The 23,970-nt window shown below is 64.7% G+C and carries 22 protein-coding genes and 1 pseudogene; 7 read left to right on the forward strand and 16 right to left on the reverse strand.

All coding sequences use genetic code 11. The features are described from left to right. Positions 1 to 4: 4 nt before the first annotated feature. The gene (locus tag G6N16_RS18695; protein WP_283165233.1) at positions 5 to 796 is read left to right on the forward strand and encodes a slipin family protein; all 792 of its coding nucleotides are present in this window, start codon (positions 5 to 7) and stop codon (positions 794 to 796) included. A gap of 10 nt (positions 797 to 806) precedes the next feature. Here G6N16_RS18695 and G6N16_RS18700 read toward each other — a convergent pair whose 3' ends face one another. Next, positions 807 to 1,283: a group III truncated hemoglobin gene (locus G6N16_RS18700; RefSeq protein ID WP_083029179.1), complete on the reverse strand. Its 477-nt coding sequence runs from the start codon at positions 1,281 to 1,283 to the stop codon at positions 807 to 809. Further along, complete coding sequence (locus G6N16_RS18705; protein WP_083029180.1) at positions 1,283 to 1,732, reverse strand: hypothetical protein; 450 nt, start codon at positions 1,730 to 1,732, stop codon at positions 1,283 to 1,285. The genes G6N16_RS18700 and G6N16_RS18705 overlap by 1 nt, the downstream gene beginning before the upstream one ends. 102 nt (positions 1,733 to 1,834) lie before the next feature. On the opposite strand from G6N16_RS18705, the gene G6N16_RS18710 reads away from it, so the two are divergent. Next, complete coding sequence (locus G6N16_RS18710; protein ID WP_083029181.1) at positions 1,835 to 2,320, forward strand: DUF309 domain-containing protein; 486 nt, start codon at positions 1,835 to 1,837, stop codon at positions 2,318 to 2,320. 266 nt (positions 2,321 to 2,586) lie between these two features. Here the strand turns inward: G6N16_RS18710 and G6N16_RS18715 are convergent, their stop codons facing one another. Continuing rightward, positions 2,587 to 5,148: a bifunctional FO biosynthesis protein CofGH gene (locus tag G6N16_RS18715; RefSeq protein ID WP_179961274.1), complete on the reverse strand. Its 2,562-nt coding sequence runs from the start codon at positions 5,146 to 5,148 to the stop codon at positions 2,587 to 2,589. 170 nt (positions 5,149 to 5,318) lie between these two features. After that, on the reverse strand, positions 5,319 to 5,726 hold the full coding sequence (locus tag G6N16_RS18720) for a hypothetical protein (protein ID WP_133052860.1): 408 nt from the start codon (positions 5,724 to 5,726) through the stop codon (positions 5,319 to 5,321). On the opposite strand from G6N16_RS18720, the gene G6N16_RS18725 reads away from it, so the two are divergent. Next, a complete protein-coding gene (locus tag G6N16_RS18725) occupies positions 5,725 to 6,756 on the forward strand; it encodes a hypothetical protein (RefSeq protein WP_133052861.1) in 1,032 nt (343 codons plus the stop codon). The two genes, G6N16_RS18720 and G6N16_RS18725, sit on opposite strands and share 2 nt — an antisense overlap. Positions 6,757 to 6,780: 24 nt before the next feature. On the opposite strand, the gene G6N16_RS18730 is transcribed toward G6N16_RS18725, so the two are convergent. After that, positions 6,781 to 7,329 (reverse strand): hypothetical protein, encoded by a 549-nt coding sequence (locus G6N16_RS18730; protein WP_133052862.1) that lies wholly within the window; start codon positions 7,327 to 7,329, stop codon positions 6,781 to 6,783. Positions 7,330 to 7,528: 199 nt separating this feature from the next. On the opposite strand from G6N16_RS18730, the gene G6N16_RS18735 reads away from it, so the two are divergent. Continuing rightward, positions 7,529 to 8,365 carry a hypothetical protein gene (locus tag G6N16_RS18735; RefSeq protein WP_083029185.1) on the forward strand — a complete coding sequence of 279 codons (837 nt, stop codon included), beginning with the start codon at positions 7,529 to 7,531 and terminating at the stop codon, positions 8,363 to 8,365. Here G6N16_RS18735 and G6N16_RS18740 read toward each other — a convergent pair. Both G6N16_RS18740 and mshB read right to left on the reverse strand, forming a co-directional pair. Next, positions 8,340 to 8,690, reverse strand: coding sequence for a hypothetical protein (locus G6N16_RS18740; protein ID WP_234805705.1), 351 nt, complete (start codon positions 8,688 to 8,690; stop codon positions 8,340 to 8,342). The genes G6N16_RS18735 and G6N16_RS18740 overlap by 26 nt on opposite strands. Before the next feature lie 239 nt (positions 8,691 to 8,929). Then, the gene (mshB, locus tag G6N16_RS18745) at positions 8,930 to 9,811 is read right to left on the reverse strand and encodes an N-acetyl-1-D-myo-inositol-2-amino-2-deoxy-alpha-D-glucopyranoside deacetylase (RefSeq protein WP_083029187.1); all 882 of its coding nucleotides are present in this window, start codon (positions 9,809 to 9,811) and stop codon (positions 8,930 to 8,932) included. Positions 9,812 to 9,907: 96 nt separating this feature from the next. Here mshB and G6N16_RS18750 point away from each other — a divergent pair, with 96 nt between their 5' ends. Both G6N16_RS18750 and G6N16_RS18755 read left to right on the forward strand, forming a co-directional pair. Next, complete coding sequence (locus tag G6N16_RS18750) at positions 9,908 to 10,387, forward strand: hypothetical protein (protein ID WP_083029188.1); 480 nt, start codon at positions 9,908 to 9,910, stop codon at positions 10,385 to 10,387. 356 nt (positions 10,388 to 10,743) lie between these two features. Further along, a complete protein-coding gene (locus tag G6N16_RS18755) occupies positions 10,744 to 11,163 on the forward strand; it encodes a cupin domain-containing protein (RefSeq protein WP_083029189.1) in 420 nt (139 codons plus the stop codon). Positions 11,164 to 11,237: 74 nt separating this feature from the next. Here the strand turns inward: G6N16_RS18755 and G6N16_RS21855 are convergent. The 3 genes and pseudogenes from G6N16_RS21855 to G6N16_RS21860 form a co-directional block, all read right to left on the reverse strand. After that, positions 11,238 to 11,366, reverse strand: a pseudogene (locus tag G6N16_RS21855) (type II toxin-antitoxin system VapC family toxin); the annotation flags it as partial. Next, a complete protein-coding gene (locus G6N16_RS18760; RefSeq protein ID WP_234805714.1) occupies positions 11,363 to 11,590 on the reverse strand; it encodes an AbrB/MazE/SpoVT family DNA-binding domain-containing protein in 228 nt (75 codons plus the stop codon). The gene G6N16_RS18760 and the pseudogene G6N16_RS21855, both read right to left, overlap by 4 nt. Further along, positions 11,591 to 14,998 (reverse strand): hypothetical protein, encoded by a 3,408-nt coding sequence (locus G6N16_RS21860; RefSeq protein WP_234805706.1) that lies wholly within the window; start codon positions 14,996 to 14,998, stop codon positions 11,591 to 11,593. A 255-nt stretch (positions 14,999 to 15,253) separates the two neighbouring features. Here G6N16_RS21860 and G6N16_RS18765 point away from each other — a divergent pair, with 255 nt between their 5' ends. Then, positions 15,254 to 15,484: a cupin domain-containing protein gene (locus G6N16_RS18765; RefSeq protein WP_083029190.1), complete on the forward strand. Its 231-nt coding sequence runs from the start codon at positions 15,254 to 15,256 to the stop codon at positions 15,482 to 15,484. 51 nt (positions 15,485 to 15,535) lie between these two features. Here G6N16_RS18765 and G6N16_RS18770 read toward each other — a convergent pair whose 3' ends face one another. From G6N16_RS18770 to G6N16_RS18795, 6 genes are all read right to left on the reverse strand, one after another. Then, positions 15,536 to 16,336, reverse strand: a complete 801-nt coding sequence (locus tag G6N16_RS18770; RefSeq protein ID WP_083029191.1) for a GAP family protein — start codon at positions 16,334 to 16,336, stop codon at positions 15,536 to 15,538. Positions 16,337 to 16,352: 16 nt separating this feature from the next. Further along, a complete protein-coding gene (locus G6N16_RS18775; protein WP_083029192.1) occupies positions 16,353 to 19,268 on the reverse strand; it encodes an MMPL/RND family transporter in 2,916 nt (971 codons plus the stop codon). A 12-nt stretch (positions 19,269 to 19,280) separates the two neighbouring features. Further along, positions 19,281 to 22,163 carry an MMPL/RND family transporter gene (locus G6N16_RS18780; protein WP_083029193.1) on the reverse strand — a complete coding sequence of 961 codons (2,883 nt, stop codon included), beginning with the start codon at positions 22,161 to 22,163 and terminating at the stop codon, positions 19,281 to 19,283. After that, positions 22,160 to 22,579 carry an MmpS family transport accessory protein gene (locus G6N16_RS18785; protein WP_083029194.1) on the reverse strand — a complete coding sequence of 140 codons (420 nt, stop codon included), beginning with the start codon at positions 22,577 to 22,579 and terminating at the stop codon, positions 22,160 to 22,162. Before G6N16_RS18785 ends, G6N16_RS18780 begins: the two co-directional genes overlap by 4 nt. A gap of 122 nt (positions 22,580 to 22,701) precedes the next feature. After that, the gene (locus G6N16_RS18790; RefSeq protein ID WP_083029195.1) at positions 22,702 to 23,034 is read right to left on the reverse strand and encodes a hemophore-related protein; all 333 of its coding nucleotides are present in this window, start codon (positions 23,032 to 23,034) and stop codon (positions 22,702 to 22,704) included. Positions 23,035 to 23,068: 34 nt separating this feature from the next. Next, positions 23,069 to 23,968 (reverse strand): class I SAM-dependent methyltransferase, encoded by a 900-nt coding sequence (locus G6N16_RS18795; protein ID WP_083029196.1) that lies wholly within the window; start codon positions 23,966 to 23,968, stop codon positions 23,069 to 23,071. Positions 23,969 to 23,970: the final 2 nt, after the last annotated feature.

Genomic DNA, 23,970 nt, shown 5'->3' on the forward strand with positions numbered 1-23,970 from the left:
CGCCCTGTGGCTGTTCGTCGGGGCCGTCGTCGTGATCCTGGTGATCGCGGTGCTGGTGCTGTCATTGAAGGTTTTGCGGGAATATGAACGAGGGGTGGTATTCCGCATGGGCCGGGCCCGTCCGCTGTACGGGCCCGGCCTCGTCGTTCTGTTCCCGTTCGTCGACCGGATGATCCGGGTCGACGAACGGGTGGTCACGCTGACCATCCCGCCGCAGGAGGTCATCACCCGCGACAACGTGCCGGCGCGGGTGAACGCGGTGGTGATGTTCCAGGTCACCGATCCGGTGAAAGCCATTCTGGGCGTGGAGAACTACGCTGTGGCCACCTCGCAGATCGCCCAGACGACGCTGCGCTCGCTGCTGGGCCGCGCCGATCTGGACACCCTGCTGGCCCATCGTGAAGACCTCAACGTCGACCTGCGCGGCATCATCGAGAACCAGACCGAGACCTGGGGTGTGCAGGTGCGGGTGGTCGAGATCAAGGACGTCGAGATCCCGGAGTCGATGCAGCGCGCGATGGCGCGTGAGGCCGAGGCCGAGCGGGAGCGCCGCGCGAAGGTGATCAACGCCCGCGGCGAGCTGCAGGCCTCCGACGAGTTGCGCCAGGCCGCCGAAACCCTGTCGCGTGAGCCGGCGTCGCTGCAGCTGCGTTATCTGCAGACGCTGCTGGAGCTGGGCGCCGACCAGAACTCGACGGTCGTCTTTCCGCTCCCGGTGGACATCATCACCCCGTTCCTGCGCAACCCCGCCGTGCGCGAGACGATCGCGACGGTGGTCAACGGCCGGGAGAAGTAGGACTCGGCCCTCAGCGGATGATGAGGGCCTCGCGGTCGACGAACCGGTCGAGTTCCTCGGAGTCGTGACCGTTGAGGGTGCGGTGCATCGCCCAGGCGGTGCGCCGGCCCATGATCTTGGCCTGTTCGGCCACCGGCCCGGCGAAGTGCTCGTCGACGGTGGCCTTCCACAGCGTCAGCCAGCGGATGAACTCCTGGTCACCGAGGGTGGTGCGGGCGTGGATCGGGCGGTGGACGTTCAGCGCCCGGCCGCGGTAGGACTTCTCCCGCAGCAGCATGGTGCCCCAGAAGTCGCACATCACCGACAGGTGCGATTCCAGGCCGCGCTCGCGCAACACGGTGAACGGCTCATACAGCAGGTCGTCGACCATCGCGGTCTTGTAGAACTCCGAGACCAGCAGGTAGATGTCGTCGCGGTCGGCGATGTCGCGCTTGGTCTCCGCGCCGGCGGGGGCTGCGGTTTCGGGACCGTCGTCCGGGGTGGACATCACGACCCGGTTATACCACCGAGCAGCGCCACTCCCCCGGTGAGCAGGGCGATCACCTTCACGATCTCCAGCCCGGTGTAGCCGAAGTGCGCGCGGGAACGTTTCCCGGTGGCGCCGGTCCCGTCGGTGTCGGCCAGCACGGCGTCGGAGCGTTTCTTCAGGAACGGGCGCACCGCCCCGACCTGCAGCACCAGCGCCAGGATCGCGACGCCGATGGCGACGCCGGCGGTGCACGACGCGCCGCCCAGTTTGACCGAGATGACGATGACGACGGCCAGGATCGCCTCGACGGTGTTCAGCGCCCGGAACACCAGCCGGCCGATACCCAGGCCCAACGGGATGGTGATTCCGGGAGCCCGGAATTTCAGCGGCGCCTCGATGAACGAGATGGCCAGGACCATGCCCAGCCAGGTGAAGATCGCACCGACGGCAACTGCGGACCAGTTCATGAGAGCCTCCGTTCGTAGCTCCTCCCATAGTCCGCCACCACGATATTCCACATTTACGCGGCCTATTTTCTTCCGGGATGGCCCATGCACGACGATGGAGCGATGACCGACCGCCCCTCCGGCGCCGACGACGCCCCACGTCGCCCGGTCCGGTCCCGCGATGCCCTCGGTCGACCGCTGTCCCCGGGCGCGCCCGGGGTCCCGCAGCTGCCCGACGACCTGCGGCTGACACCGCAGGAAACCCTGACCAAGGCCCAGGAGCTGCTCGACGACGGCCTGGCGTTCTACGCGCACGAGGTGTTCGAGGCGCGTTGGAAGAACTGCCCCGACCAGGAACGCGAGCTGTGGCAGGGCTTGGCGCAGCTGGCCGTCGGGATCACCCACATCCAGCGCGGCAATCCCACCGGCGCCACCTCGCTGCTGCACCGCAGCGCCGCGCGCCTGCGCACCGTCGGTGGCGCACCCTACGGGGTCGATGCGCCCGGACTGGCCCACTATGCCGAGGCGTTGGCCACCGGCCTCAGCGCGGAACCCACGCCGGCCGCGGACCGGCTGCGCCCCCGGTTGCACTCCGGAGAGCTTCCATAGCTGCCCGGCAAACGGTCTCCAGCACTAAAATCCACCAGATCAGGGGATTTTTCGCTGCCACAGCGATATAGGGGGGATATGACCAGAACCGCATTTAACACCGGGGCGTCCACGCTGGCTGCCTCGGCGACCCACTGCGACCGTCACCTTCAGCACCGTGACGCGCGCCCCTGAGCATCACCGCCAGTAACCGCATGGCGGAAAAACCACTCGGTAACCGCCCTCCCGTTACTGGCGGCACCGTGGGGCAATGCCGAACGTCTCCCCTAGGCGTGCGCCTCGCAGACCGAAAGCACCTGTTCGGAGTAGGTCGTGGTGCGCTGACGGGCGGGGCGGCCGATGCCGGCGGCGATGTCCACCAGCTCCTCGACGGTCTTGGCCGAACCGTTTTCCGAGCCGGCCATCCGGGAGATGGTCTCCTCCATCAGCGTGCCGCCCAGATCGTTGGCGCCGCCGCGCAGCATCACCCGGGTGCGCTCGACGCCGAGCTTGACCCAGCTGGTCTGGATATTGGAGATCCTGCCGTGCAACATGATTCGCGCCAGCGCGTGCACGGCCCGGTTGTCCCGATGCGTCGGGCCGGGTCGCGATGCCCCCGCCAGATACAGCGGCGAGGATTGGTGCACGAAGGGCAACGGCACGAACTCGGTGAATCCGCCGGTACGGTCCTGGATTCCGCGCAGCACGTTGAGATGCCCGACCCAGTGCCGCGGCGAATCCACGTGCCCGTACATCATCGTCGAGCTCGACCGCAGCCCCACCTCGTGCGCGGTGGTGACGATCTCGATCCACTCCGAGGCCGGCAGCTTGCCCTTGGTGAGCACCCAGCGGATCTCGTCGTCGAGGATCTCCGCGGCGGTGCCGGGAATGCTGCCCAGGCCCGCGTCGCGCAGGTCGGTCAGCCACTCCCGCACCGAAACCCCGGCGCGGGTCACCCCGTTGGCGATCTCCATCGGCGAGAACGCGTGCACGTGCATGCTCGGCACCCGCGCCTTGACCGCACGCACCAGGTCGGCGTAGCCGGTGACCGGCAGCTCGGGGTCGATACCGCCCTGCATGCACACCTCGGTGGCGCCGGCGACGTGCGCCTCCCACGCCCGGTCGGCGACGTCGCCGGTTGACAGCGAGTAGGCGTCGGCGTCGCCCTTGCGTTGGGCGAACGCGCAGAACCGGCAGCCGGTGTAGCAGATGTTGGTGAAGTTGATGTTGCGGTTGACCACGTAGGTGACGTCGTCGCCGACGACATCGTGGCGCAGCGTATCTGCCAGTGCGGCAACCGCATCCAGTGCCGGTCCGTCTGCGGTGGCCAGCGCCAGATACTCGGCGTCGGAGCAACCGCCGGGGTTTCGTTCGGCGGAGCGCAGCGCCGCCAGCACGTCGGTGTCGATGCGCTCGGGGGCGCGGGCGGCAAGCTCGGAGACCTTCTCGCGAATGGATTCCCAGTCCCCGAAGGCACTCTGGATGTCGCTGCGGGTTTCGGTGAGCCGTCCCTCCTCGTCGATCGCCGAGTGCAGGTCGGTGCGGCCCAGCGATTCGGCGGCCTCGTCGGGTTCCTGCCACGGCTGCCCGACAGGCCGGACGTCGCGCGCCCAGCCGGTGTCCGGATCGGCGAGGGCGTCGACGTGCGCGCGGACCCGCGGGTCGATCCAGGCCGCGCCGCCGCGAACGTATTTGGGGTGCGCGGTCAGTCGTGCCACCAGGTCGTAGCCCGCCTCGGCGGTCACCTCGGCCAGCGCGTCGAGCGCGGGCCAGGGCCGTTCGGGGTTGACGTGATCCGGGGTCACCGGGGACACCCCGCCCCAGTCGTCGACGCCGGCCCCGATCAGCGCCAGGCATTCGTCGGCGGACACCAGGTTCGGCGGCGCCTGCACCCGCATGGCGGGCCCGAGCACCAGGCGGGTGACGGCGATGGTGGCTAGGAAGTCGTCGATATCGGCGTCGGGCACGGCGCGCATCGCGGTGTCGGGCTTTGCCCGGAAGTTCTGCACGATGACTTCCTGGATGTGCCCGAACTCCTTGTGCACCTTGCGGATTGCGTGGATGGTGTCGGCGCGCTCGGTCAGCGTCTCGCCGATGCCGACCAGCAGCCCGGTGGTGAACGGGATGGACAGCCGGCCGGCGTCGGTCAGCGTGCGCAGCCGGATCTCGGGATCCTTGTCCGGGCTGCCGTAGTGCGCCTGGCCCTTGATCTCGAACAGCCGGCGAGACGTGGTCTCCAGCATCATGCCCATCGACGGTGCGACGGGCTTGAGCCGCGACAGCTCGGTCCAGCTCATGACGCCCGGATTCAGGTGCGGCAGCAGGCCGGTTTCTTCCAGCACCCGGATGGACATGGCGCGCACGTAGGCCAGGGTGGAGTCGTAGCCGCGTTCGTCGAGCCACTGGCGGGCCTCGGGCCAGCGCGCCTCGGGGCGATCCCCCAGAGTGAACAGTGCTTCCTTGCAACCGAGTTCGGCGCCGCGGGCGGCGATGTCGAGGATCTCGTCGGGCTCCAGGTACATGCCGCGGCCCTCGCTGCGCAGCTTCCCGGGCACGGTGACGAAGGTGCAGTAGTGGCAGGTGTCGCGGCACAGGTGGGTGACCGGGATGAACACCTTGGGCGAGTAGCTGACCGGCAGCCGCCCGTTCGGGCCGCGCCGGCCGGCGGCTTCCAGGCCGGCGTCGCGCACCCGGGCGGCGCTGGCGCACAGGTCGGCCAGATCGTCGCCGCGGGCGGTCAGCGCGATGGCGGCCTCGTCGACGTTGAGGGCGACACCGTCGCGGGCGCGGCGCAGCACCCGGCGCATCGCGGCGGGTGTCACGAGCGGGTGCTGGGACGACGGGGGCATGCCGGGGACCGGCAGCGCCACCGGCTGGGGGTTCAGCTCCACGCCCGTAGAACCCCTCGACGGTTGAGATTCATCCACCCATCCCACTATCTGAAACACGTGCGGTTTGACCGGGTCGAGTTTAGTCCGGGCCGACACTCCCCGTGGGGCCCACCTGGGCAGCTGTCCGTTCAGCGGTCCTCCAACTGCCAACCGGTGTCGGACTGGCCTTTGCGCCCCAATGACCGGTAGTTTGCTCGGAAAGCACGCCCAATGGAGGGAATGAGCATGCATGCACTGCGTTCGGCATTGACGGCCGGAATGGCCGCGGTAACCGCGACGGCCGTCGTCGCCGCCCCGGCGATCAACTCCACCCCCGCGGCTCCGCAGCCCGTCACCGTGTCGATCCCGGTGCACAACACCGCGGCAAGCAGTCCGCTCGCCTCGTTGATCGAGAGCTTCGCGGCTGTTCCGAGCAGTCTGGCGGCGGCGCCGAGCGGCTTGTCTCCCATTCCGAGCAGTGACGAGCCTTTTCCCACGCTGACGGCAGCTGATCTCGACACGCGGATGGGCAGCAGTCCCAGTACCGGGCTGATCATGAACGTCTACAACGCGGTCGAACCCTGGGTGGAATGGGGCGTCAACCTGGCCGCCTGGGGTATCGGCTGGGTGCCGTGGATCGGCCTGCTCGCCATCCCGATCCGGGTCGTGTACTACACCGGCGAACCGATCGTGCGAAGCCTGTTCCAGGTGGCCCAGGACATCGTGAAGCTGAACTTCTCCAATATTCCGTCCGCGCTGATCGACGGGGTGGTCCAAGCCGCCAATGGTTTCATCTCACAGTTCCTGCCTCCGTTGCCGCCGATCGGCCGGGCCAACCTCGCGCCGTCAGCCGCCGGGCTGAACTCCGACCTGGCCGCGGCCACGACCGCCCTCGCCGGCCGCACCCTCACGCTCCCCAGTAGCGGCAACCTGGCCGACTTCGGCAAGAAGATCACCGAGGGCATCCAGGACCTGGTGGATCGGTCGGCCCTGAAGAACCTCACTTCCGGCGACCCGCTCTCCCTGTCCGGCGCACAGGTGAAGGTGGCGAAGGACGAGATCAAGCCCACGGTTGCCATCGAGAGCACACAGGTCGCCATCGAGAGCGCACAGATCGATGAGACCGACGACACCACCCCGCCGCCGGCCGTGGTCACCGAGAACGGCCGCCCGTCGTTGCGGGGCGCCGGTCCACTGCAGTCACTGCGCGACCTGAAGCTCCCGACGCTGAAGGGCAACGGCACCCAACTCGGCGCTCGGAAGACGGCTGCGGAAAAGCCCGCAGAGAAGGAGGACGCCGATTCGCTGGTCGCGGGTATCACGCCGGCCAGCGGTGCCCCCGACGTCCAGACTGACCGCAGCGCCGGCGCGAGCATCAATGGCTTCGCCGGAAAGCCCAACAGCATCTTCAGCGGGAAGCCCAAGAGCATCATCGGCAAGCCGTCCCAGAACGCCACCGGGACGCAAGCCACCCCCGACGCGAACGAGACCCCCAAGGACCCGAAGCCGCGCACCAGCGCCCGCACCGACAAGGACGGCGACTCCCCGGCACCCAAGCGGGTCCGCTCACACAGCAGGGGGCACTGACGACACGGTCCACCGACAATGCGGTCAGTGCGTCGCCGGCACATTGAGCGCCGGAAGGTCGACGTTGGGCAGTTCGACCGGCGTGGGCGGACCGATGACCGGCGGCGTCGGGTCGATCTTGTTCTCGATCTTCGGCAGCTTGACCGTGCTGGGGACGGTGCCGATGATGGCCGGCCCCTGCCCGATCGGTAATTTCACCACGACGTCCGACGCGCCGTACTGGTTGGCGGGGTGCTGCTCGACCGTAACGAAGGTGTGGTCGAGCTTCCAGCAGTAGACAGTGACCTGATACTGCCCCGGCGTCACGTCCACGGTTTCGAAATGTGCGGTCGGCTTGCTGGGGTCGTTGATGAAGGTGCCCCAGGTGGGCAGCTTGTATTCGGTTCCGGCCGGCTCCGTGAATGCGTTGAACTGGCACTGCAGTCCCTGCACTCCGGTGAGGTCGGCGACGATCTTGAGACCGTTGACCGAGATGTTGGCGACGGGATGGGAATCCGCCGCGGCGGCGCCGGCCCCGACGACCGACATCCCGATCGATGCCACTGCGGCAAGGGTGAGCACTGTCCTGTTCATGGTCGACTCCTGACGAATCCGGTGCTGGCGCGCCCGCTCGTACCGGCGGACATGTTCAGGACTGTGCCGCATCCGGATCCCGAAGTAATCGACGAGTTCCACTGGCCGGAACCGCTATTCGCGTACCGGTCGTGAAGTTGTCAGAGTTGCCTCACGGGGCCTCTACCGACGACGGCGACGAGCCCCTCGGTAAAGGAGCGTGATCGGCTTGATCGCCATGTCCAAACGCCAGAAGGTACTGGTGCTCATCGCGGTGGGTACAGCCTGCGGATCCCTGGTCGCCGTCCTGCATTTCACCCGGCCACAGGAGGTCTCCCAAGCCGTCGCTCCTCCCCCTGCGGCAATGGACGGCCCCTACCAGTTCACCGTCTACGACCCCGTCACCCACGCGACGATCGACCAGAGGACGTGGACGTTCACCAGTCAATGCTCCGCCGATTCCTGCACGGCGCACGTGGAAGACGCTGACCATCCGGATCGCCGGCTGCCCGACGCCGAGCTGAACGGCGCGAATTGGCGGATGACGGGTGCTCCGGTACCCAATGACTGTGGCACACAGACACTGTCGTGGGACCTCATCGCCGAGACCACCGACTTCGTCGGCCGCGCCGATCGCACACTGACGCCCGCGTGCGCCCCTGACGGCAAGACAGACCGGGTCTACGGGGTGACGGTCGAGAAGATGAAGCCCGGCATGAACGGCCGATACACGGTGACGGTCAACGATCCGGGGGCCGTCTCGTACGGCACCCGGTACTGGTCCTTCGACTCCACCTGCACCACCGATTCGCAGTGCACCGCGCACGTATCCCTGCGCGTCGACCCGCATCTGGGACCGCCGCCGATCCCCGACGCGCAGTTGGCCGACGGTCGCTGGACCATTACGCGCGCTCCCCTGCCGAACAAGTGTGGCACCGAGGACTTCACCTGGGACGCAACGACACTGCGCGGCACCCTCACCCAGACGGTGACGCCGGCCTGCGGAGCGAGCGGAACCTATCCGGTCACCCTCATGAGGCAGGACCAGTTCCACTAGCGCCGCGGCGCAGCAGCCACCACAGCCCGGGGCCGGTGCCCAGCACCACCAGCAGCAGCGCTTCGGCGCCCAGGAACCCCTCGCCGCCGAAGAGCACGTCGCCACCGGGTCCGCCGAGGCTCAGCGCTGCGATGGTGATCAGGAAGGCGCCCAGCGGCAGCGCGGCGAGCCGGCCGGGGGCCCACTGGCCGGCCGCCCAGACCAGCGCCAGGTTCATGCCACCGGCGATCAGCGCAGAGACGGGAAAAGGCACCTTGCCGAGGAACTCTGGCAGGAACAGGGCGCTGGTGAACGCGACGATGACACCGTCAAGCGCGAGCAGCACCAGGACGAGAATGCGGAACCGGCTCGACGTGCCGGGATCGGGGGCGGTCAGGTCGGGATGCTGTCGAGCATGGCGACCAGCGAACCGACGACCCACTGGAAGTTGTCGGCGCGGTCCTGCCAATGCTGCAGGTTGGGATCCAGGTCAGGGTCCATCGGAAGTCCTTCCGTCCGCGTCTCGCCCCCTTGACATTACTCCGCGGGCCCGCCTCACAAGCAGGTACCCGCACGAATGCGGGCTCAGAGTTCCAGGCCCGCCAGCAGGCAGCTCTCCCAGGCCGCCCCGGCCGCCGGCGCCACCGACCCGGACACCCACCGGTAGTGCTCGACCCCGCTGATCGGCAGCGCCAGCGCGTTCGACAGTGCGCACGCCCGTCCGGTCGGTCCGACGACCACCTGGGTGGCGTGACACCGCAGTGCCTGCGCCTTGGCGGCCAACCCGTCGGCAGCGTCCACAGCCGTGGTGACCTGGTCGTCGGGGTAGCCGAATCCGGGGTCGTCGGGCACGAACCAGCCCTCGTTCAGGTCGTCCGGGCCCAGTTCGGCCAAGGCCTGCGTCCAGGCGCTGCGCGGCGCGACGGTCCAGTAGAACTTCGGCACCACCCACGGCTCGCCGTCCCCGCCGGAAGCCGCCGCGGCCGCCACGGCCGCGGTGGTGATCCGGTGGGCCTGGATGTGGTCGGGGTGCCCGTAGCCGCCGTTGGGGTCATAGGTGACGACGACGTGCGGGCGCAGCCGGCGCAGCACGGCCACCAACTCCCCCACCGCGGCGGACTCGTCGGCGTCGACGAAGCGGGTGCGGCCCCCGCGCGGCGGGGTGCCGGCCATCCCGGAGTCGCGCCAGCGCCCGGCCCCGCCGAGGAACATCGGTTCATCGACGCCGAGCGCGTTCAGCGCGGCAGTGAGCTCACCGATGCGGTAGCCGCCGAGTTGGTCGGCCTCATCTGCCACCAGGTGTGCCCACCGGTCGCCGATCACCTCGCCCTCTTCGCCGAGGGTGCAGGTCAGCACGGTGACCTGGGCGCCGGCCGCGCGGTAGTGCGCGATGGTGGCCCCGTTGTTGATGGTTTCGTCGTCGGGGTGGGCGTGCACGAACAGCAGGCGGGCGGTCTCGGCGGGCATGCCCCCAGGGTAGTGACCAGGGGCGAGGGCGGGGCCGACGAATCTGCGGACGGAACTTAGGCGTGCCATACTCACCCCAACCGTCAGAGGGGAACCATGTCTCGCACCATCCGCGCACTCGCGATCACCGGCGCCGCCGCAACGCTGTCCCTGGGTTTGGCGATCCCGGCTTCGGCCGATGATTTCGCCGGTCAGTACACGCTGACGCTGGACCAGGAGAGCGCGACGTGGACGGTTCGCCCGTGCGACGACGCCGACCCGGCCGCCGGGTTCGTGCAGTGCGTCCATGTCGCCCAGTCCGGCGGCAAGGAGGTGCCGTGGGAGTCCGTGGCGACCTGGGCGGTGGGCTACTGGACGCTGCGGGTGCAGCGCCCGGACGTGATGGCCTGTGACGACGGCAAGGAGATCGCCGCGCTGACCACCTATTCGTGGGACGCGGTGACACTGGCCGGGCATATGAGCTTCCTGTATCCGGGTGGGTGCGGCGATGCCCCCGAGCAGAGCGTGGCGGTGCCGTTCACGCTGGCCAAGGGTGCCGCGCCGGTGGAGCCCAAGGCCGCCGAGGTCCCGGCCTGACCGGACGCCGGCCCTGCATAAGACACGCGGCCCGGGTTGGGCCGCATCGGCGGAATAAGTTTTCGGTCACCGTGTCGCAAAGCCGCTGATCAGCGGCCGGACATGTTTTCACCTGAAACAATCAGGATGTTTCTTAGACTTCTCGGTTAGAAATCTAAGGTTTTTATCAGTTAGTGTTCTGGCGAGGGGGCGACACGGCCGCCGCGGTCACCACGTTACGTGGACGCCGCGGCGGCCGCGCCGCGTTTGGGGCCGGTGACCTTGGTCCGCGGAATCGACACCCTTATCCGCCAGTCCGGCCGGCACCACCGGATAGGGTCGATTTCGACGATGGCCGAAACGATCCTGGAGATGTGATGACCGACAAGGGACCCGAACCGTTCGCGACCAACATCGAGGTCGCGACGCTGGCCAACACGGCCTTCCGCGACACCCTGTGGACGGGAAAATACCTGCAGCTCACCGTGATGAACATCCCGCCCGGCGGCGTCGTCGGCGGTGAGATCCACGACGACCATGACCAGTTCATCCGGGTGGAATCGGGTAAGGCCAAGGTCGTCATGGGCCCGAGTAAGGACGACATCACCTTCGAGGAGACCGTCGGCGACGACTGGATCGCCCTGATCCCCGCCGGTAAGTTCCACAACATCATCAACGTCGGCGACGACGACCTGAAGCTCTACTCCCTCTACGGTCCCGCCGAGCACCTCCCCGGCACTCGACACGAGACCTTCGCCGACGCCGCCGCGGACCCGCAGGAGACCGACCTGGTCTGAGCCGGCGTCGCGGTGGGTCAGCTGTCAGCTGGACCCACACCGGCCGGCCAAGCCGGGCAGCGTTCAGGGGACCAGCTCGTAGTCTCCACAACCGAGTGCGCGACCAGACGAACACCCCGTTTGAGAACGCGCATAGCTGATTCGCGCGCTTCATGCCAGGTGGCGAACCCCGCAACGAGGACGCTGGTATCGGCGGCAATCACCGGCGAATACGGTCCAGCGTTTCACGAACGACATCGTCGGTGAGCTGCGGCATTGCCCGATCTGGCCGCGCTACCAGGATGACACCGTCGCGGACCAGATCAACATGGGTCGGCGCCAGTTCGATCTCGATGCGACCGTCACGTTCAGTGATCTCTACCTGCTCGTTCCCATGCAAGCCCAGGCGGTCCCGGATCGGCTTCGGTATCACCAGCCGCCCCGCCAGCTACGACAGCGTCGTGGTGTACTCCTGCCCGTCGCTGGTCTTGGTCCGCACCTTCATCGCCCCCGGCTCAATAACCAGGTCCTCTGCCACTAGCGTGCCCGGAAGAGTGCGGTACGTGACGGGCTGGTCCGGGCGAACGATCTCGACAACGGTGTTGCCGTGCCCATCGGGACGCAGGAGGAACAGGCCGTTGGCCCGCGGCTGGCCGTCCGGACCCAGCCCCAGGTCGGGAACCACCATCCGGCCCTCAGCCGGATCATTGATGTCCTGATCCACCCGGACAACCGTGCCGGTGTGATCGGCGACGACGAGAAAGTAGCCTTCGGAGCTCGCCTGCCCCACCAACACCATGTAGATATTGCCGTCACCCGAAACCACCGAAGTTCCCTGGGACACAAGCGCCTCAATGGGTTGTCCCTGCATGTCCGTGACTTGAGTCGTCGGCTTGGCTCCGTCGGCACCGATGATCGTGAGGTAGCTGGAATAGGCTTTAGTCTCGGGATCCTGGTCGACGGAAGGCGCGTAGATCGCACCATTCGGGCCGGTCAGCAGCTCCATCACTACGTGTGGAAGCTTGATCGGCTGCCCGACAGAGCCGTCGACATTGATGGGGTAGAGCGACGTCTCGTGGGTCGCGACATTCGCGGCGAGGGCATAAGCCTTGTCACCCGCGATGAACACAGAGTTCGGATAGTCCCCAATGACCTGAGTGGTACCGCGTTGCGTCCCGTCGGGACCGATCACCGCGACACGCATCGTTGTGTCGTCAGCAGATCCGACGGAGGTGCTGATATAGGCCGTGCCGTCGGAGGTGAAGACCGGGGTCTGCAGCGAGTTCGGCCGTCCGTCGATGGCGATGGGTGTCCCCACAAGGCCGTCGGCGCCAAGCGCGTACACCTGGCTGCTGGCGTTGTCGCCCTCGCCCGCGGTGGTGACGACGACCGCGGTGCCGTGCGGACCAGCGGCGACCGGACTCACCGGGAAGCCGGGCGGCGCCGGGGGGGTAACCGGCTTTCCCTCTAGGTCAACGGTTTCGGTCAGATTACCGTCTTTGAAGATCGCGACGTGGCCGGCCGACGCCTGGTCACACGTGGCACCGGTGCAGGTTGCCTGATAGGCCATGCCTTCGGTGCCGATCACGACGTTGCCCATCGCGGTTCCGGAAACCGTCGTAACCACGGGATTTCCATTGCCGTCGATGACCGTCACATGTGTCACCGGGCCACTGGGTTCGGGCTCGCTGAATGCGGCCATCCGGAGTATCCCGGGGTTGCTCTCCCCTTCCGGCGCGCCGCCGGAACCCGTGCCGTCTGCCGTGCTGGTGACGTACGCGTTTCCCGCGCCGTCGAAGACGATGACTCCGGTCGGCGTGCCGGCGATGTCGATCGGCTCGCTGAAATTCCCCTTCTTGTCGAGGATGACGACCCGGCTCTGGGTTGCGCCATCGGGGGATCCCACCATCTGGTACAGCGATCCCGTGACGGGGTTCAGCACCGGGTCACCGGTCGCACCGGCCGGCGGCTCAACGATGTGGACGGTGGCATTGCCATCCCCGTCGTACTCGGTGATCTTGATGAACGTAGTACCGGCGTGTTCGCCTTCCGTGTACTCGCCGGGCTGATATTTGACCCCGTTGCCGATGAGCGGTGCTCCGGTCGGCTTCGCACCGTCTTTGGTGTTCAACGCAACTTCAATAGGGTTCGTTGTGACGGTTCCACCTTGACCGTCAGCGAAGCCGAAGCTGAAGTTGTCCGTGGCCAACGCCTCGGGTATCTCGCTACTCGGGTCTTGCTGATACGTGTAGCCGAATCGTGTGGTCCCCGGTTCATCAGTTGCCACGGGGTCGTCGAGGGTGACCGCTCCGTACTTGGGTTCTGCTGCCAGTGTCGGCCGCACCTCGTCACCGTCGGGATCCTTGACGATGACGTAGCCGGTGACCTTGCCTGCTTCGTCGGGATCCGACTGCCAGAAATCAACGATCTTCGGAGCCTGGTTCTGGTCAACCTGCGCTGGCGTCACGTTGATTTGGTAGCTCTGCGTGACGGTGTGTCCGCCGCCGTTCAACAGGTTGGTTAGGCCATGGAGGTGGAATCCGCTGTCGGCGTCGCTGGCGGTCACGGCGAGGTTCACCGGCTTGGCGGGGTCAACCTCGGTCACCGTGAAGGATCCGTCGGAATGTACTTCAACGGAACCGTTGTCACTGGTTGCGGTGTACTTCAGCGCATCCCCGTTGACGTCAGTGATGCCGAGGGTCCCGGCCACCGTCGTGCCGTCACCGGACACCGTCGTGATCGTCGGCTGAGCCGAAACGGTCGGAGTGTCATTGCCCAGGAACGACTCGATCCGCCGGTATCCCGCCCATGCGAGAGCGAACACCTGCCCGACGATCGGCAGGTCACCGGAATGATTGCTGGCATCCGGACTGTAGCCTAGAACGCCAAGCACACTGCGCAGCAGATCCCGAATCGGCTGTGCCGGCTTCTGACTCGAAGCTCCGGTCGTCACGATCGTCGCGCTCGCGCCGGCCGGAGCCTCACCTTCTTCGTCCTGCAACACCTGGTAGGAGACTGCAGAGGCGCCGCCCAGAGTAACGGGGGTGCCAGCACCGATCTCGGAGATGCCCTGACTCCCAGCCGGGTTCGCGAACGCCGCCGTCAACCGAGCCAGCGACGCCGCGCCGACAGAAGGAGCCTTCTGCTCCACCTCAGCTACGACCCGTCCAACCCACCCCGCCAGCCGGTCCGCCGGTCGCGACGGCGCCCCAGCACCCAATGCCTGCCGCTCGCTCGACTGTCCCGGGGCCACCGCGGGGATGAGCACTCTCGCCACACCCACCTCGGGCACAGCCGGAACCCCGGCATCCAGAACGTCCGACCCGACGGCCGACTCCACGACACCCGTGATGCCGGCATCTGCAGGCAGCGAGAATGCACGCTTCACCCGTAGGGATGGCTCCCGCAGCGCGCCGACAACGCTCCGAAGTCCAGTCCCCTTATCCCCCAGAGAAAATCGATCACGGGTCCGCTGCGAAGAACGCCCGGCCGCGGGAAGGACCGAGCCTAGGTCCCTGGACACCACACTGGGCACCGACCCCGCAGCACTGCCGGGACCGCGGCCGCTCGGAGCGGGATCCGGCGCCACCCGCGTGTCATCGACACTCGCCGTCGCATCGCGGTTGGCGACCGTTCCGACCACGCGCGGGACCGTCAGCCGCGAACGGTCGGGGCTATCTGTACCGCGCGCCTTCGGCCCCTTGGGCTCGGAGCGATGGTGCCCACCACGATCAGAACTATTCGTCGGGCCGTCGTCGGCAAAGGCGATGCCACACCCGCCGGCGGCCACCGCGCCACCGATACCCAGCGCAACCGCCAACGCACCGACCCGACCAACGATGTTTTCAGAGCTCATCACGCCCCCGCCCCTAAGGAGCACCCCCAAGGTGACTCTAGGCTTACCTTAGCTGAGATTTTGCTGAGTATGCATGAATTCCTGCGAAACTAAGCCTGTACCGCTATGTCGCTCACGGAGCGATGGCGACCGACAAGGGCGGGAGGTTCATCACGGTCAGCTGCAGGTGCTTTCCCGCCCACAAGGTGTCGCGGAAAGCCCTGTTGGCCAGCGTCGCGACCTCGATGTTGACCGTGAACGGTTCGGGTCCGCGGCGTGGTCGGCGGTGAGATCCACGACGACCACGACCAGTTCAGCCGAGTGGAATCGGGCAAGACCAAGGTCGTCATGGGCCCCGGCAAGGACGACTTCACGTTCGAGGAAACCGTCGGCGACGACGACCTGAAGCTCTACTCCCTCTACGGCCCCGCCGAGCACCTCCCCGACACCCGGCACGAGACCTTCCCCGACGCCGACGCGGACCCGCAGGAAACCGACCTGGCCTGACCGATACACCCAAGCGGTCGTTTTCAGACTTGCCAAATGTCCAAGCTTAGGTCACACCACCCCTAGGCCCATAGCGACCTGCCAGCTGCCAACCAGGATTAGGAGCGTCGCAAGGATCTGCCGGCGATATTTCCGCGTTCGTTCGTGTATTGGCTCCACCACAGCCCGAGCCTTTGCCGGTGCGATCCAATAGCCGACCAGCACAATCTCGAACATCGCAAAGGCCAACAACACGAACGCCACGGCGGCAAGAAGCTGCACAAATATGGAGTTACCTGAAAAGACAATCGCCGTATCGATGAATAAAATCGCCTCTGGCGCGATGAACGTCAGCATACCGAAGGCAAACACTATCTTCAGGTTATCGCTTTCCCATGCATCGTAGAGGCGCGACGCCAGCCGTCGGATGACCGCGTTGTTCTTCGACATCAAGCCCTCGAGTAGTGCTTTGCCCGATGATGATTCAGCCCCTATCTCCGCATCTGCGAGGGGCTTCGGCACCGACCGCCCACCGGCTGTCGCAGCGCCCTGACGTTCCCGACCTTTCACCCAAGGACGCACCATCACCACTACGGCGATCAGCAAAGTGAGCACACCCAAGCCCAGCAATACATATCGGACAACCGGGCTTTGGTCTGGATGCAGATCCTCTGCAAAGGATCGGAATCCCGGAACGAAATGCAATAGGACTAGCGGGATTAACATAGCTGGCAAATTCGTCGTCATGAGCCCCAGCCAGTACACGAACAGGCTGGGCAGCGGACGAGGACGGGAAAGCAGGAGCAGAATTACCCCCAGCATCACCGGATTCAGGGCACCCACCATTGCTAAGCCGACTACCGTCCCCCACATCGCCTGCGAACCTACCTCAACCGCCGACCTGTGGCTCCGTGGTCGGGGCGCCGACTTCCGAAAGCGGTCGTTCGCCCAACAGCAGAGCCCGCGCAACCGGTCGAGGCGCCAGGTCACGCAGGAGGAAACTGGCCGGCCGCGGCCTGACCCGCTGCGGCCACCAGAACCAACGGCCTAGTAGGGCAGCGATCGAGGGCGTGATGAAGGACCGCACGATGAACGTGTCCACCAACAGGCCGAGACCGATGGTGGTTCCCACCTGACCGATGATCCGCAGATCGCTGACCACCATTGACATCATGGTGAATCCGAAGACAAGGCCTGCCGAAGAGACGACCTTGCCGGAACCACCCATCGCGCGAATAATCCCGGTGCTGATCCCTGCGGAAATCTCCTCCTTCATCCGCGACACGAGGAGCAGGTTGTAGTCCGATCCAACCGCCAGCAGGATGATTACCGACATTGCTAGCACCATCCAGTGCAGGTTGATGCCCAGGATGTGTTGCCAGACCAGTACCGACAAGCCGAAGGACGCACCCAGCGAAAGTGCTACCGTGCCCACGATGACCAACGCGGCCACCAGGCTGCGCGTAATGATCAACATGATGATGAAAATGAGGCAGAGGGCAGCGATGCCGGCGATCCAAAGATCGTAGGTGGATCCGTCCTGCCAATCCTTGGCCGTCGCCGCCGCACCCGCCAGAGAGACCTGACTATTCGCCAGCGGCGTCCCCTTGACAGCCTCTTCGGCCGCCGTTTTGATCTGGTCGACCCGCTTAATCCCATCGGGGGTCGCCGGATCACCGCGATGCGAGATGATGAATCGTACCGCCTTGCCGTCCGGCGACAGGAACAGCTTCATCGCTCGCTGAAAGTCCTTGTTCTTGAAGACTTCCGGCGGTAAATAAAAGGATTCGTCGCTCTTCGCCTCGTCGAATGCCCGGCCCATCTCGGTAGCGTCCTGGGTCATCTCGTTGACCTGATCCAGACTGCTCGACATGGTGCTGTGCATGGTCAGCATCATGGCCCGCATGGACTTCATGAACGTGATCATCTTCGGGAACTGGGCGACCATTTGTGGCATTAGCGCATCGAGGGTTCCGTAGTCCTCAACCATTTGCTTCAGGTTTTCGCGGGTTGCCACAGTCATATCGATCGTGTCGAAAAGTCCACGGGTAGACCAACAGATCGGAATGTTGTAGCAGTGCGGCTCCCAGTAGAAGTAACTACGCACCGGCCTGAAAGCATCGTCAAACGCGGCAAGGTTGTCGACCATGTCTACAAGCAACTGGTACGACTTCTGCATATCCCCATACAGCCGATGACTGGCGTTCGCCATCTCTGTGGTAATCGCATATTGGTTCTCCATAACGGAAATCATCTTCGTCATGTCCGCGGCCTGTAGCAGCATGTCATCGTTGCGCACCTGCTGGAATTTAAGCACCTGGGTCTGGCCAGCGGTTTGCAGACTGAGCAGGAAGGGAATCGATGTCCGCTCGATCGGCGTCCCCTCCGGACGTGTGATCCCCTGCACCAGAGAAACTCCGTGGACCCGGAAAACCGCCTTTGCGATCTTGTTGATCACCAGGAAATCTGCGGGATTGCGCAGGTCATGGTCGGCCTCGACCAACAACACATCCGGCATCAACCGGGATTGCGAGAAGTGGCGTTCTGCAGCCAGGAATCCCTCGTTGGCCGGAATGTGGTTCGGTAGGTACTGCCGATCATTGTAACTGGTCCGGTAACCAGGAAGAGCCAACAACCCGACCATCAGCACGGCGCAGGAAGCAACCAGTATGGGCGCGGGCCAACGCACGATTGCGGTACCGATTCCCCGCCAGCGCCGCCCCAAAGCCTTGCGCCTAGGATCCAGCAGCCCCGCACCACCAGCAAGTACCAGCACCGCCGGCACCAGGGTGATGCCGACCAGCACCAGAACAACCATGCCGACCGCGCACGGCACAGCGATCGTGGAGAAATATGGGAGTCGCGCCAATTTCAGGCAAAGGAGCGCTCCTGCGATCGTCAGGCCCGATGCGAGCACGACAGGCGTTACGCTGCGGAACGCAGTGAAATAGGCCCTTTCCGGATCCTCACCGCTGCGCCGCGCCTCTTGATACCGCCCGAAGTAGAAAATTCCATAGTCGGTACCCGCGGCCATCCCGAGGGAGACCAAAAGGTTGACTGAAAACATCGAGAGCTGAACCAACTCGTGGTCGCCCAGCAAGGCGATTACCCCACGCGCCATACCCAATTCGATTCCGACGGTTGTCAGGAGTAACGCTGAGACGACCAGTGACCGGTAGATGAGCAGCAACATCGTCAGGATGATCACCACCGTCACCACGGTGATTTTTATGATCGAGTCGTTGCCGCTGTGCTGCATATCCGACATGAGCGGTGCAGCACCCGTGACATAGACTTCGACGCCGGCCGGCGGCGATATCCTGTCGACGATGGCGTGAATCGCCGCGAGGGACTCCTCGCCGGCTGGCGTGCCCTGGTCACCGGTAAGGTTCAACTGCACATACGCAGCCTTGCCGTCGGGGCTCTGCATACCCGATGCGGTGAGCGGATCGCCCCACAGATCCTGGACGTGTTGGACGTGCGCAGGATCGTCCTGCAACGCGCGAACTAGATTGTCGTAGTATCCGTGAGATTCCGGGCCGAGCGGGTCCTTGCCCTCCAGAATGATCATCGCAGAGCTGTCCGAGTCGGATTCCTGGAAGTCCCGGCCGATCCGGGCTAAGGCTTGTGCCGAGGGCGAGTCCTTGGGTATCAGTGCCACCGAGGCATCGCGCTCGACCCGCTCCAGTGATGGGACAGCGAAGGTAAGAACCAGCGTCAGGCCTATCCAGGCCAGAAGGATGGGGACCGCGAATCGGCGAATGAACCGGGCGATGAACGACGGTGCGGAATTCTGGGTACTCATGGGCGCCGGCCGCTAGTCCCTCAGAAGCAGGGCACGTACCAGCGGTCGAGGCCCGATCGGACGGAGCAACGCACTTGCCGGACGCCGCCGCACCCGCTGCGGCCACCAGAACCAACGCCCGAGCAGGGCAGCGATCGACGGAGTGATAAACGCCCGCACGATCATGGTGTCGAACAGCAGACCCATTCCTATCGTGATGCCCACCTGGCTGATGCTGAGCAGGTCGCTGACCACCATTGACATCATTGTGAAGGCGAACACTAAGCCGGCCGCTGTGACAACCTTGCCGGTACCGGCCATCGCCCGGATGATTCCAGTGTCGATGCCGGCAGCCACTTCGTCCTTCATCCTGGATACCAGCATGAGGTTGTAGTCAGACCCGACCGCCAACAGTACGATCACCGACATCGCGAGCACCACCCAGTGGATCTGGATGCCGAGCAGGTGCTGCCAGAGCAGCACCGAGATACCGAAGGACGCGCCCAGAGAAATAGCCACCGTAGTGACGATGACCAGCGCTGCGACCAGGCTGCGAGTGACCAGCAGCATAATGCTAAAAATCAGGCAGAATGCCGCAACCCCGGCGATCAGCAGGTCATAACGGGAGCCATCGACGAGATCCTTAACGCTTGCCGCCGTGCCCGCTAGAGCGACCTTCGAGCTCTCCAACGGCGTTCCTTTGAGCGCCTCCTCGGCCGCTGAAAGGATCGGCTCGACGTGCGCCATTCCCTCTGGAGTCACGGGATCCGAGCGTTGGGTAACCAGGAAGCGAGCGGCCTTCCCATCCGGAGACATGAAGATCTGCATTACCCGCTTGAAGTCGTCATTCTGCAGCATCTCAGGCGGCAGGTAGAAGGAATCCTCATTGTGCGCGGCGTCGAAGGCTTTGCCCATGGCGGTCGCGTTGTCGGTCGATTCCTCTGTCTGGGCGAATATTCCGGTCATGGTTCCATGCATGGCTAGCATCATCGTCCGGGAATTCCGCATCGTTTGGATCATCGGCGGGAACTGGACGAGCATCTGCGGCATGATCGCATCCAGTTGCTTGATGTCGACAACGACGTCTTCAAGAACACCGGTTAACGTGTCGACTCCGTCGAGCGCATCGAACACCGATCTTATCGACCAACAGATCGGAATATCGAAACAGTGTGGCTCCCAATATAGGTAGTTGCGCAGTGGCCGCCAGAAGTCATCAAAGTCGGCGACGTGATCACGCAGTTCCTTGGTGGTCTCCGTCAACTCGACTGTGGTAGCTGTCATCCGGTGCGTGACGTCAGCCATCTCCTTCATGGTGTCGTACATCCGCTGCATGACATTGATCATGTTGGAAATGTCGTCCGCCTGTTTCAGCATGTCTTTCATGCGTTCCTGTTGGAACGGCAGGCTCAATCGTTGACTCGCGTTGGACATGCTGAGCATGAAGGGGATAGATGTGTGCTCGATCGGCTTGCCTTCCGGGCGCGTCACTGACTGCACATTTGCGATACCCGGAACTGCAAACACGCCCTTGGCCAATTTGTTGAGCACCAACAGATCCGCCGGATTGCGCATATCGCGGTCGGATTCCACCACAAGAAGATCCGGGACTGCCATGCGCGATTCCGGGAAATGTCGCGAGGCGGCGGCCAATCCCTGGCTTGCCGGGATGTCCTTCGGGATGAAGTCCTTGTCGCTGTAGCTAGGATTAAACCCGACAAGTGTCAACAGCCCAATCAGCGCGACCGACGACGATGCTACAAAGACCGGACCGGGCCATCGGACGATCGCCGTCCCGATTCTGCGCCACCCCCGTGTCCGGATGGTGCGTTTCGGCTCGAACAGTCCAAATCGGCTACCTGCCGCCATCACGGCTGGGATCAACGTCAGTGCGACGGCGACGGCGACCAGAATGCCCAGTGCACCGGGCACGCCTAGGGGCTGGAAGAACGGCAGCCGGGTGAAATGCAGACAGAAGATGGCACCGGCGATAGTCACACCTGAAGCCAGCACGACCTTAGCCACCCCGCGGTAGGCCGTGTAGTAGGCACTCTCCCGGTCCTCCCCGGCTTGGCGCGCCTCTTGATAGCGTCCGACAAAGAAGATTCCGTAGTCGGTGCTGGCGGCGATGCCAACCGACACCAGTAGATTCACCACATAGGTGGTCAGCCCGACGATTCCGTGCAAGCCAAGGAACGCCACGATTCCGCGAGCGACTTGAAGCTGAACGAATACCATCAGCAGTAGGGCGATGACGCTGGTCACCGACCGGAGGACAATCAGCAACATCACGAAGATGACTGCGAAAGTCACCATAGTGATCAGCAAAACCGTGCGGTTACCGCTCTCACCCATATCGGCCACGACGGCGGCAGGTCCCGTGACATATGCCTGCACACCAGGTGGTGGCGGGGTGCCGTTGACAATGCGCTGCACTAGTTTGACCGATTCGGTCCCCGTCGCGTCACCCATCTTGCCCACCAGATTGAGCTGGACGTAGGCGGCCTTACCGTCGGCGCTCTGTGCGGCGCCAGCCGTCAGCGGGTCACCCCAAAAATCCTGCACGTGTTGCACGTGCTCGGGATCTGCCTTCAGCTGCCGGACCAGTGAGTTGTAGAACTCGTGCGCAGCGTCGCCGAGTTCGTCCTGGCCTTCGATAACGACGACTGCCACGCTCTCCGAATTGGATTCGTGGAATAGCTCGCCCATTCGGGTCATGGCCTTGTACGAGGGAGCGTCCACCGGGCTCAGCGAAACGGAATGCTCGCGCTCAACCTGCTCCAGCGGTGGAACCGCAACCGTCAGGAGCGCGGCGATCACGACCCATGCCAAGATGATCCAGACTGCGAATCGACGGGTCAGCCTGGCAGCGCGCGGCCTCGTCTCCGTCGCTCCTGTTGTCGGCACGGTACTCATGCGGCTTTCAGCAGGCAGTAGGTCAGGGCACTCGGTTGATGCGTCATCCGCTCGGATTTCACCTGGTCGTTGACGGTGATTCGGCAGCCGATGGTATCGCCATCGCTTTGTGCCATCAGGCTGCCGACCGCGGTCGTCTGAGCGATGGTGAACGTCTCCGTCCAAGGCAACTTGACCCCTCGCAAGGTCTGAGGTTCCCCATCCCCATCGAAGTAGCTGATCATGGCCACCGTGCCCGGAGGACCAAAGACTTCGTAGGTCAGACGTTTCGGATCAAAGGACTTGCTGTCGGCAATCGGGGTGTCGGCGTATGACGGGCGCTTCGCCGAGCCGAAGACGCCGTGCAACCGCGCCACGGTGAAACCGCCGGCCACCAGCACGAGCACGATGACCAGCGGCACCCATATCCGCCCCAACGCCTTAAAAATGGGATCCCCCTCCGTCCCGCACCTCGCCCCCCACGGCGATCAGCCCGTAGCCGAGCCTAGCCAAGCAACTATACGTTGGCACCGGCGTGCCAGTCTGAAGCAGGCTCATCTCAGTAGTTATGGCATGCGGCCACCGCGCCCTGTGCAACGTCCAGGATCTGCTGCGCGGCTGGATTGGTCTTGTTCATTTCAATGATGTTGGCGCGGCTGGCATGCGACTGAGCAAAGTAAGTCCGGAATGCATCTTGCTGGTCGGGCCTGCTGTCGAGGAACGCAGCTGCAGCTGGGTTTTGCACCCGTACCGCACTGATCACCTGTTCATAGCTGCAGTCCGTATTTATCAAAGCTGAATAATCGGGGTCGGCGCTGGCACTGCCTTGCGCTAGCACCACCGTCAACGCACCAGCCGCAACAACCAATCCCATCAATGATAATCTGGCCATACTTCAACACCTTCCTGCGGATCCCGTCCTGTCGTCATATCGACGGTTGGGCATGCCTTGTTATCTCAAATCGATCGGGAAGCTCATCGGCGAAATCCACCAGCGTCAACGAGTCGTTCAGCCAGTCCCGCAGCCGACGCGGCAGTCGACGCCCCATCGATTGCCGGGCCCGGAACACCCGGCCGCGCCCCTGGGGACCTCGTCCAGCAGCCTGTACGGCACGTACGCCAGGCAGCGGGCCCAAGAGCGTCACTAGCTCCGTGTCCGACACTCCGAACGGCAAGGGGGGCACGCGATAGCGCTTCGAAGCCCGGAGCCCGCGCCGCTGGGAAAGTCTAACCAGCAGGGGCGGAGGCAGGTCGAACAACATCCGACCCCCGGGGAATCGGCGCGCGCATTCGGCGATCAATCCCAGAACCTGAGCCTGCTGAAAGTACATCAGCAGCCCCTCCGCTGTGATGAACACGCCGTTACTCGGATCTACTTGATCCATCCAGCTGTAGTCCAGAGCGGATTGCGCACACATGGTGATCCGCGGCAGCATGGGCAGTAACCGCGAACGGAGCTCCACAACTGCGGGTAAATCCACGGTGAGCCAGCGGAACTCACCACCCGGAATCGCCGCATCGAGCCTCCAGAAGCTGGTCTGCAGCCCCTCTGCAAGCGCCACCACTGTTGCCTTTGGATGCTGTTCGAGGTAGGCGCGGGTGTTGGCGTCGAACGACGCGGCCCGCAGCGCAATCTCCTGGCGAGTGTGACCGAACTTGGCAAAGTCGACATCCATCGCGTCCTCCAAGCGGATCGCCATCGGATCGTCAATGACTCCGTCTGCCCTGCGCGCCTCACGGGCCCGCGAGTTGAGCGTCAACAACGCAGTCTCGGAAATGCCGGTAAGGTCAACGGACTGTTTTTCTGGTTTCACTGAGACAGACACTC

Source organism: Mycolicibacterium insubricum (assembly GCF_010731615.1).
Taxonomy (GTDB): Bacteria; Actinomycetota; Actinomycetes; order Mycobacteriales; family Mycobacteriaceae; genus Mycobacterium; species Mycobacterium insubricum.

Excerpts from the sequence above, each read along its gene's own strand:
- G6N16_RS18705 (WP_083029180.1), bottom strand. The coding sequence starts at position 1,732 with ATGAACTGGTCCGCAGTTGCCGTCGGTGCGATCTTCACCTGGCTGGGC.
- G6N16_RS18770 (WP_083029191.1), bottom strand. The coding sequence starts at position 16,336 with ATGTGGGGGACGGTAGTCGGCTTAGCAATGGTGGGTGCCCTGAATCCG.
- G6N16_RS18720 (WP_133052860.1), bottom strand. The coding sequence starts at position 5,726 with ATGATCAGCCCGGTACTGGGACTGCTGCCCATCCGCGTGTCGAGATCA.
- G6N16_RS18755 (WP_083029189.1), top strand. The coding sequence starts at position 10,744 with ATGACCGACAAGGGACCCGAACCGTTCGCGACCAACATCGAGGTCGCG.
- G6N16_RS21860 (WP_234805706.1), bottom strand. The coding sequence starts at position 14,998 with ATGAGCTCTGAAAACATCGTTGGTCGGGTCGGTGCGTTGGCGGTTGCG.
- G6N16_RS18775 (WP_083029192.1), bottom strand. The coding sequence starts at position 19,268 with ATGAGTACCCAGAATTCCGCACCGTCGTTCATCGCCCGGTTCATTCGC.
- G6N16_RS18700 (WP_083029179.1), bottom strand. The coding sequence starts at position 1,283 with ATGTCCACCCCGGACGACGGTCCCGAAACCGCAGCCCCCGCCGGCGCG.
- G6N16_RS18750 (WP_083029188.1), top strand. The coding sequence starts at position 9,908 with ATGTCTCGCACCATCCGCGCACTCGCGATCACCGGCGCCGCCGCAACG.
- G6N16_RS18710 (WP_083029181.1), top strand. The coding sequence starts at position 1,835 with ATGACCGACCGCCCCTCCGGCGCCGACGACGCCCCACGTCGCCCGGTC.
- G6N16_RS18715 (WP_179961274.1), bottom strand. The coding sequence starts at position 5,148 with ATGCCCCCGTCGTCCCAGCACCCGCTCGTGACACCCGCCGCGATGCGC.
- G6N16_RS18780 (WP_083029193.1), bottom strand. The coding sequence starts at position 22,163 with ATGAGTACCGTGCCGACAACAGGAGCGACGGAGACGAGGCCGCGCGCT.
- G6N16_RS18790 (WP_083029195.1), bottom strand. The coding sequence starts at position 23,034 with ATGGCCAGATTATCATTGATGGGATTGGTTGTTGCGGCTGGTGCGTTG.
- mshB (WP_083029187.1), bottom strand. The coding sequence starts at position 9,811 with ATGCCCGCCGAGACCGCCCGCCTGCTGTTCGTGCACGCCCACCCCGAC.
- G6N16_RS18730 (WP_133052862.1), bottom strand. The coding sequence starts at position 7,329 with ATGAACAGGACAGTGCTCACCCTTGCCGCAGTGGCATCGATCGGGATG.
- G6N16_RS18725 (WP_133052861.1), top strand. The coding sequence starts at position 5,725 with ATGAACGTCTACAACGCGGTCGAACCCTGGGTGGAATGGGGCGTCAAC.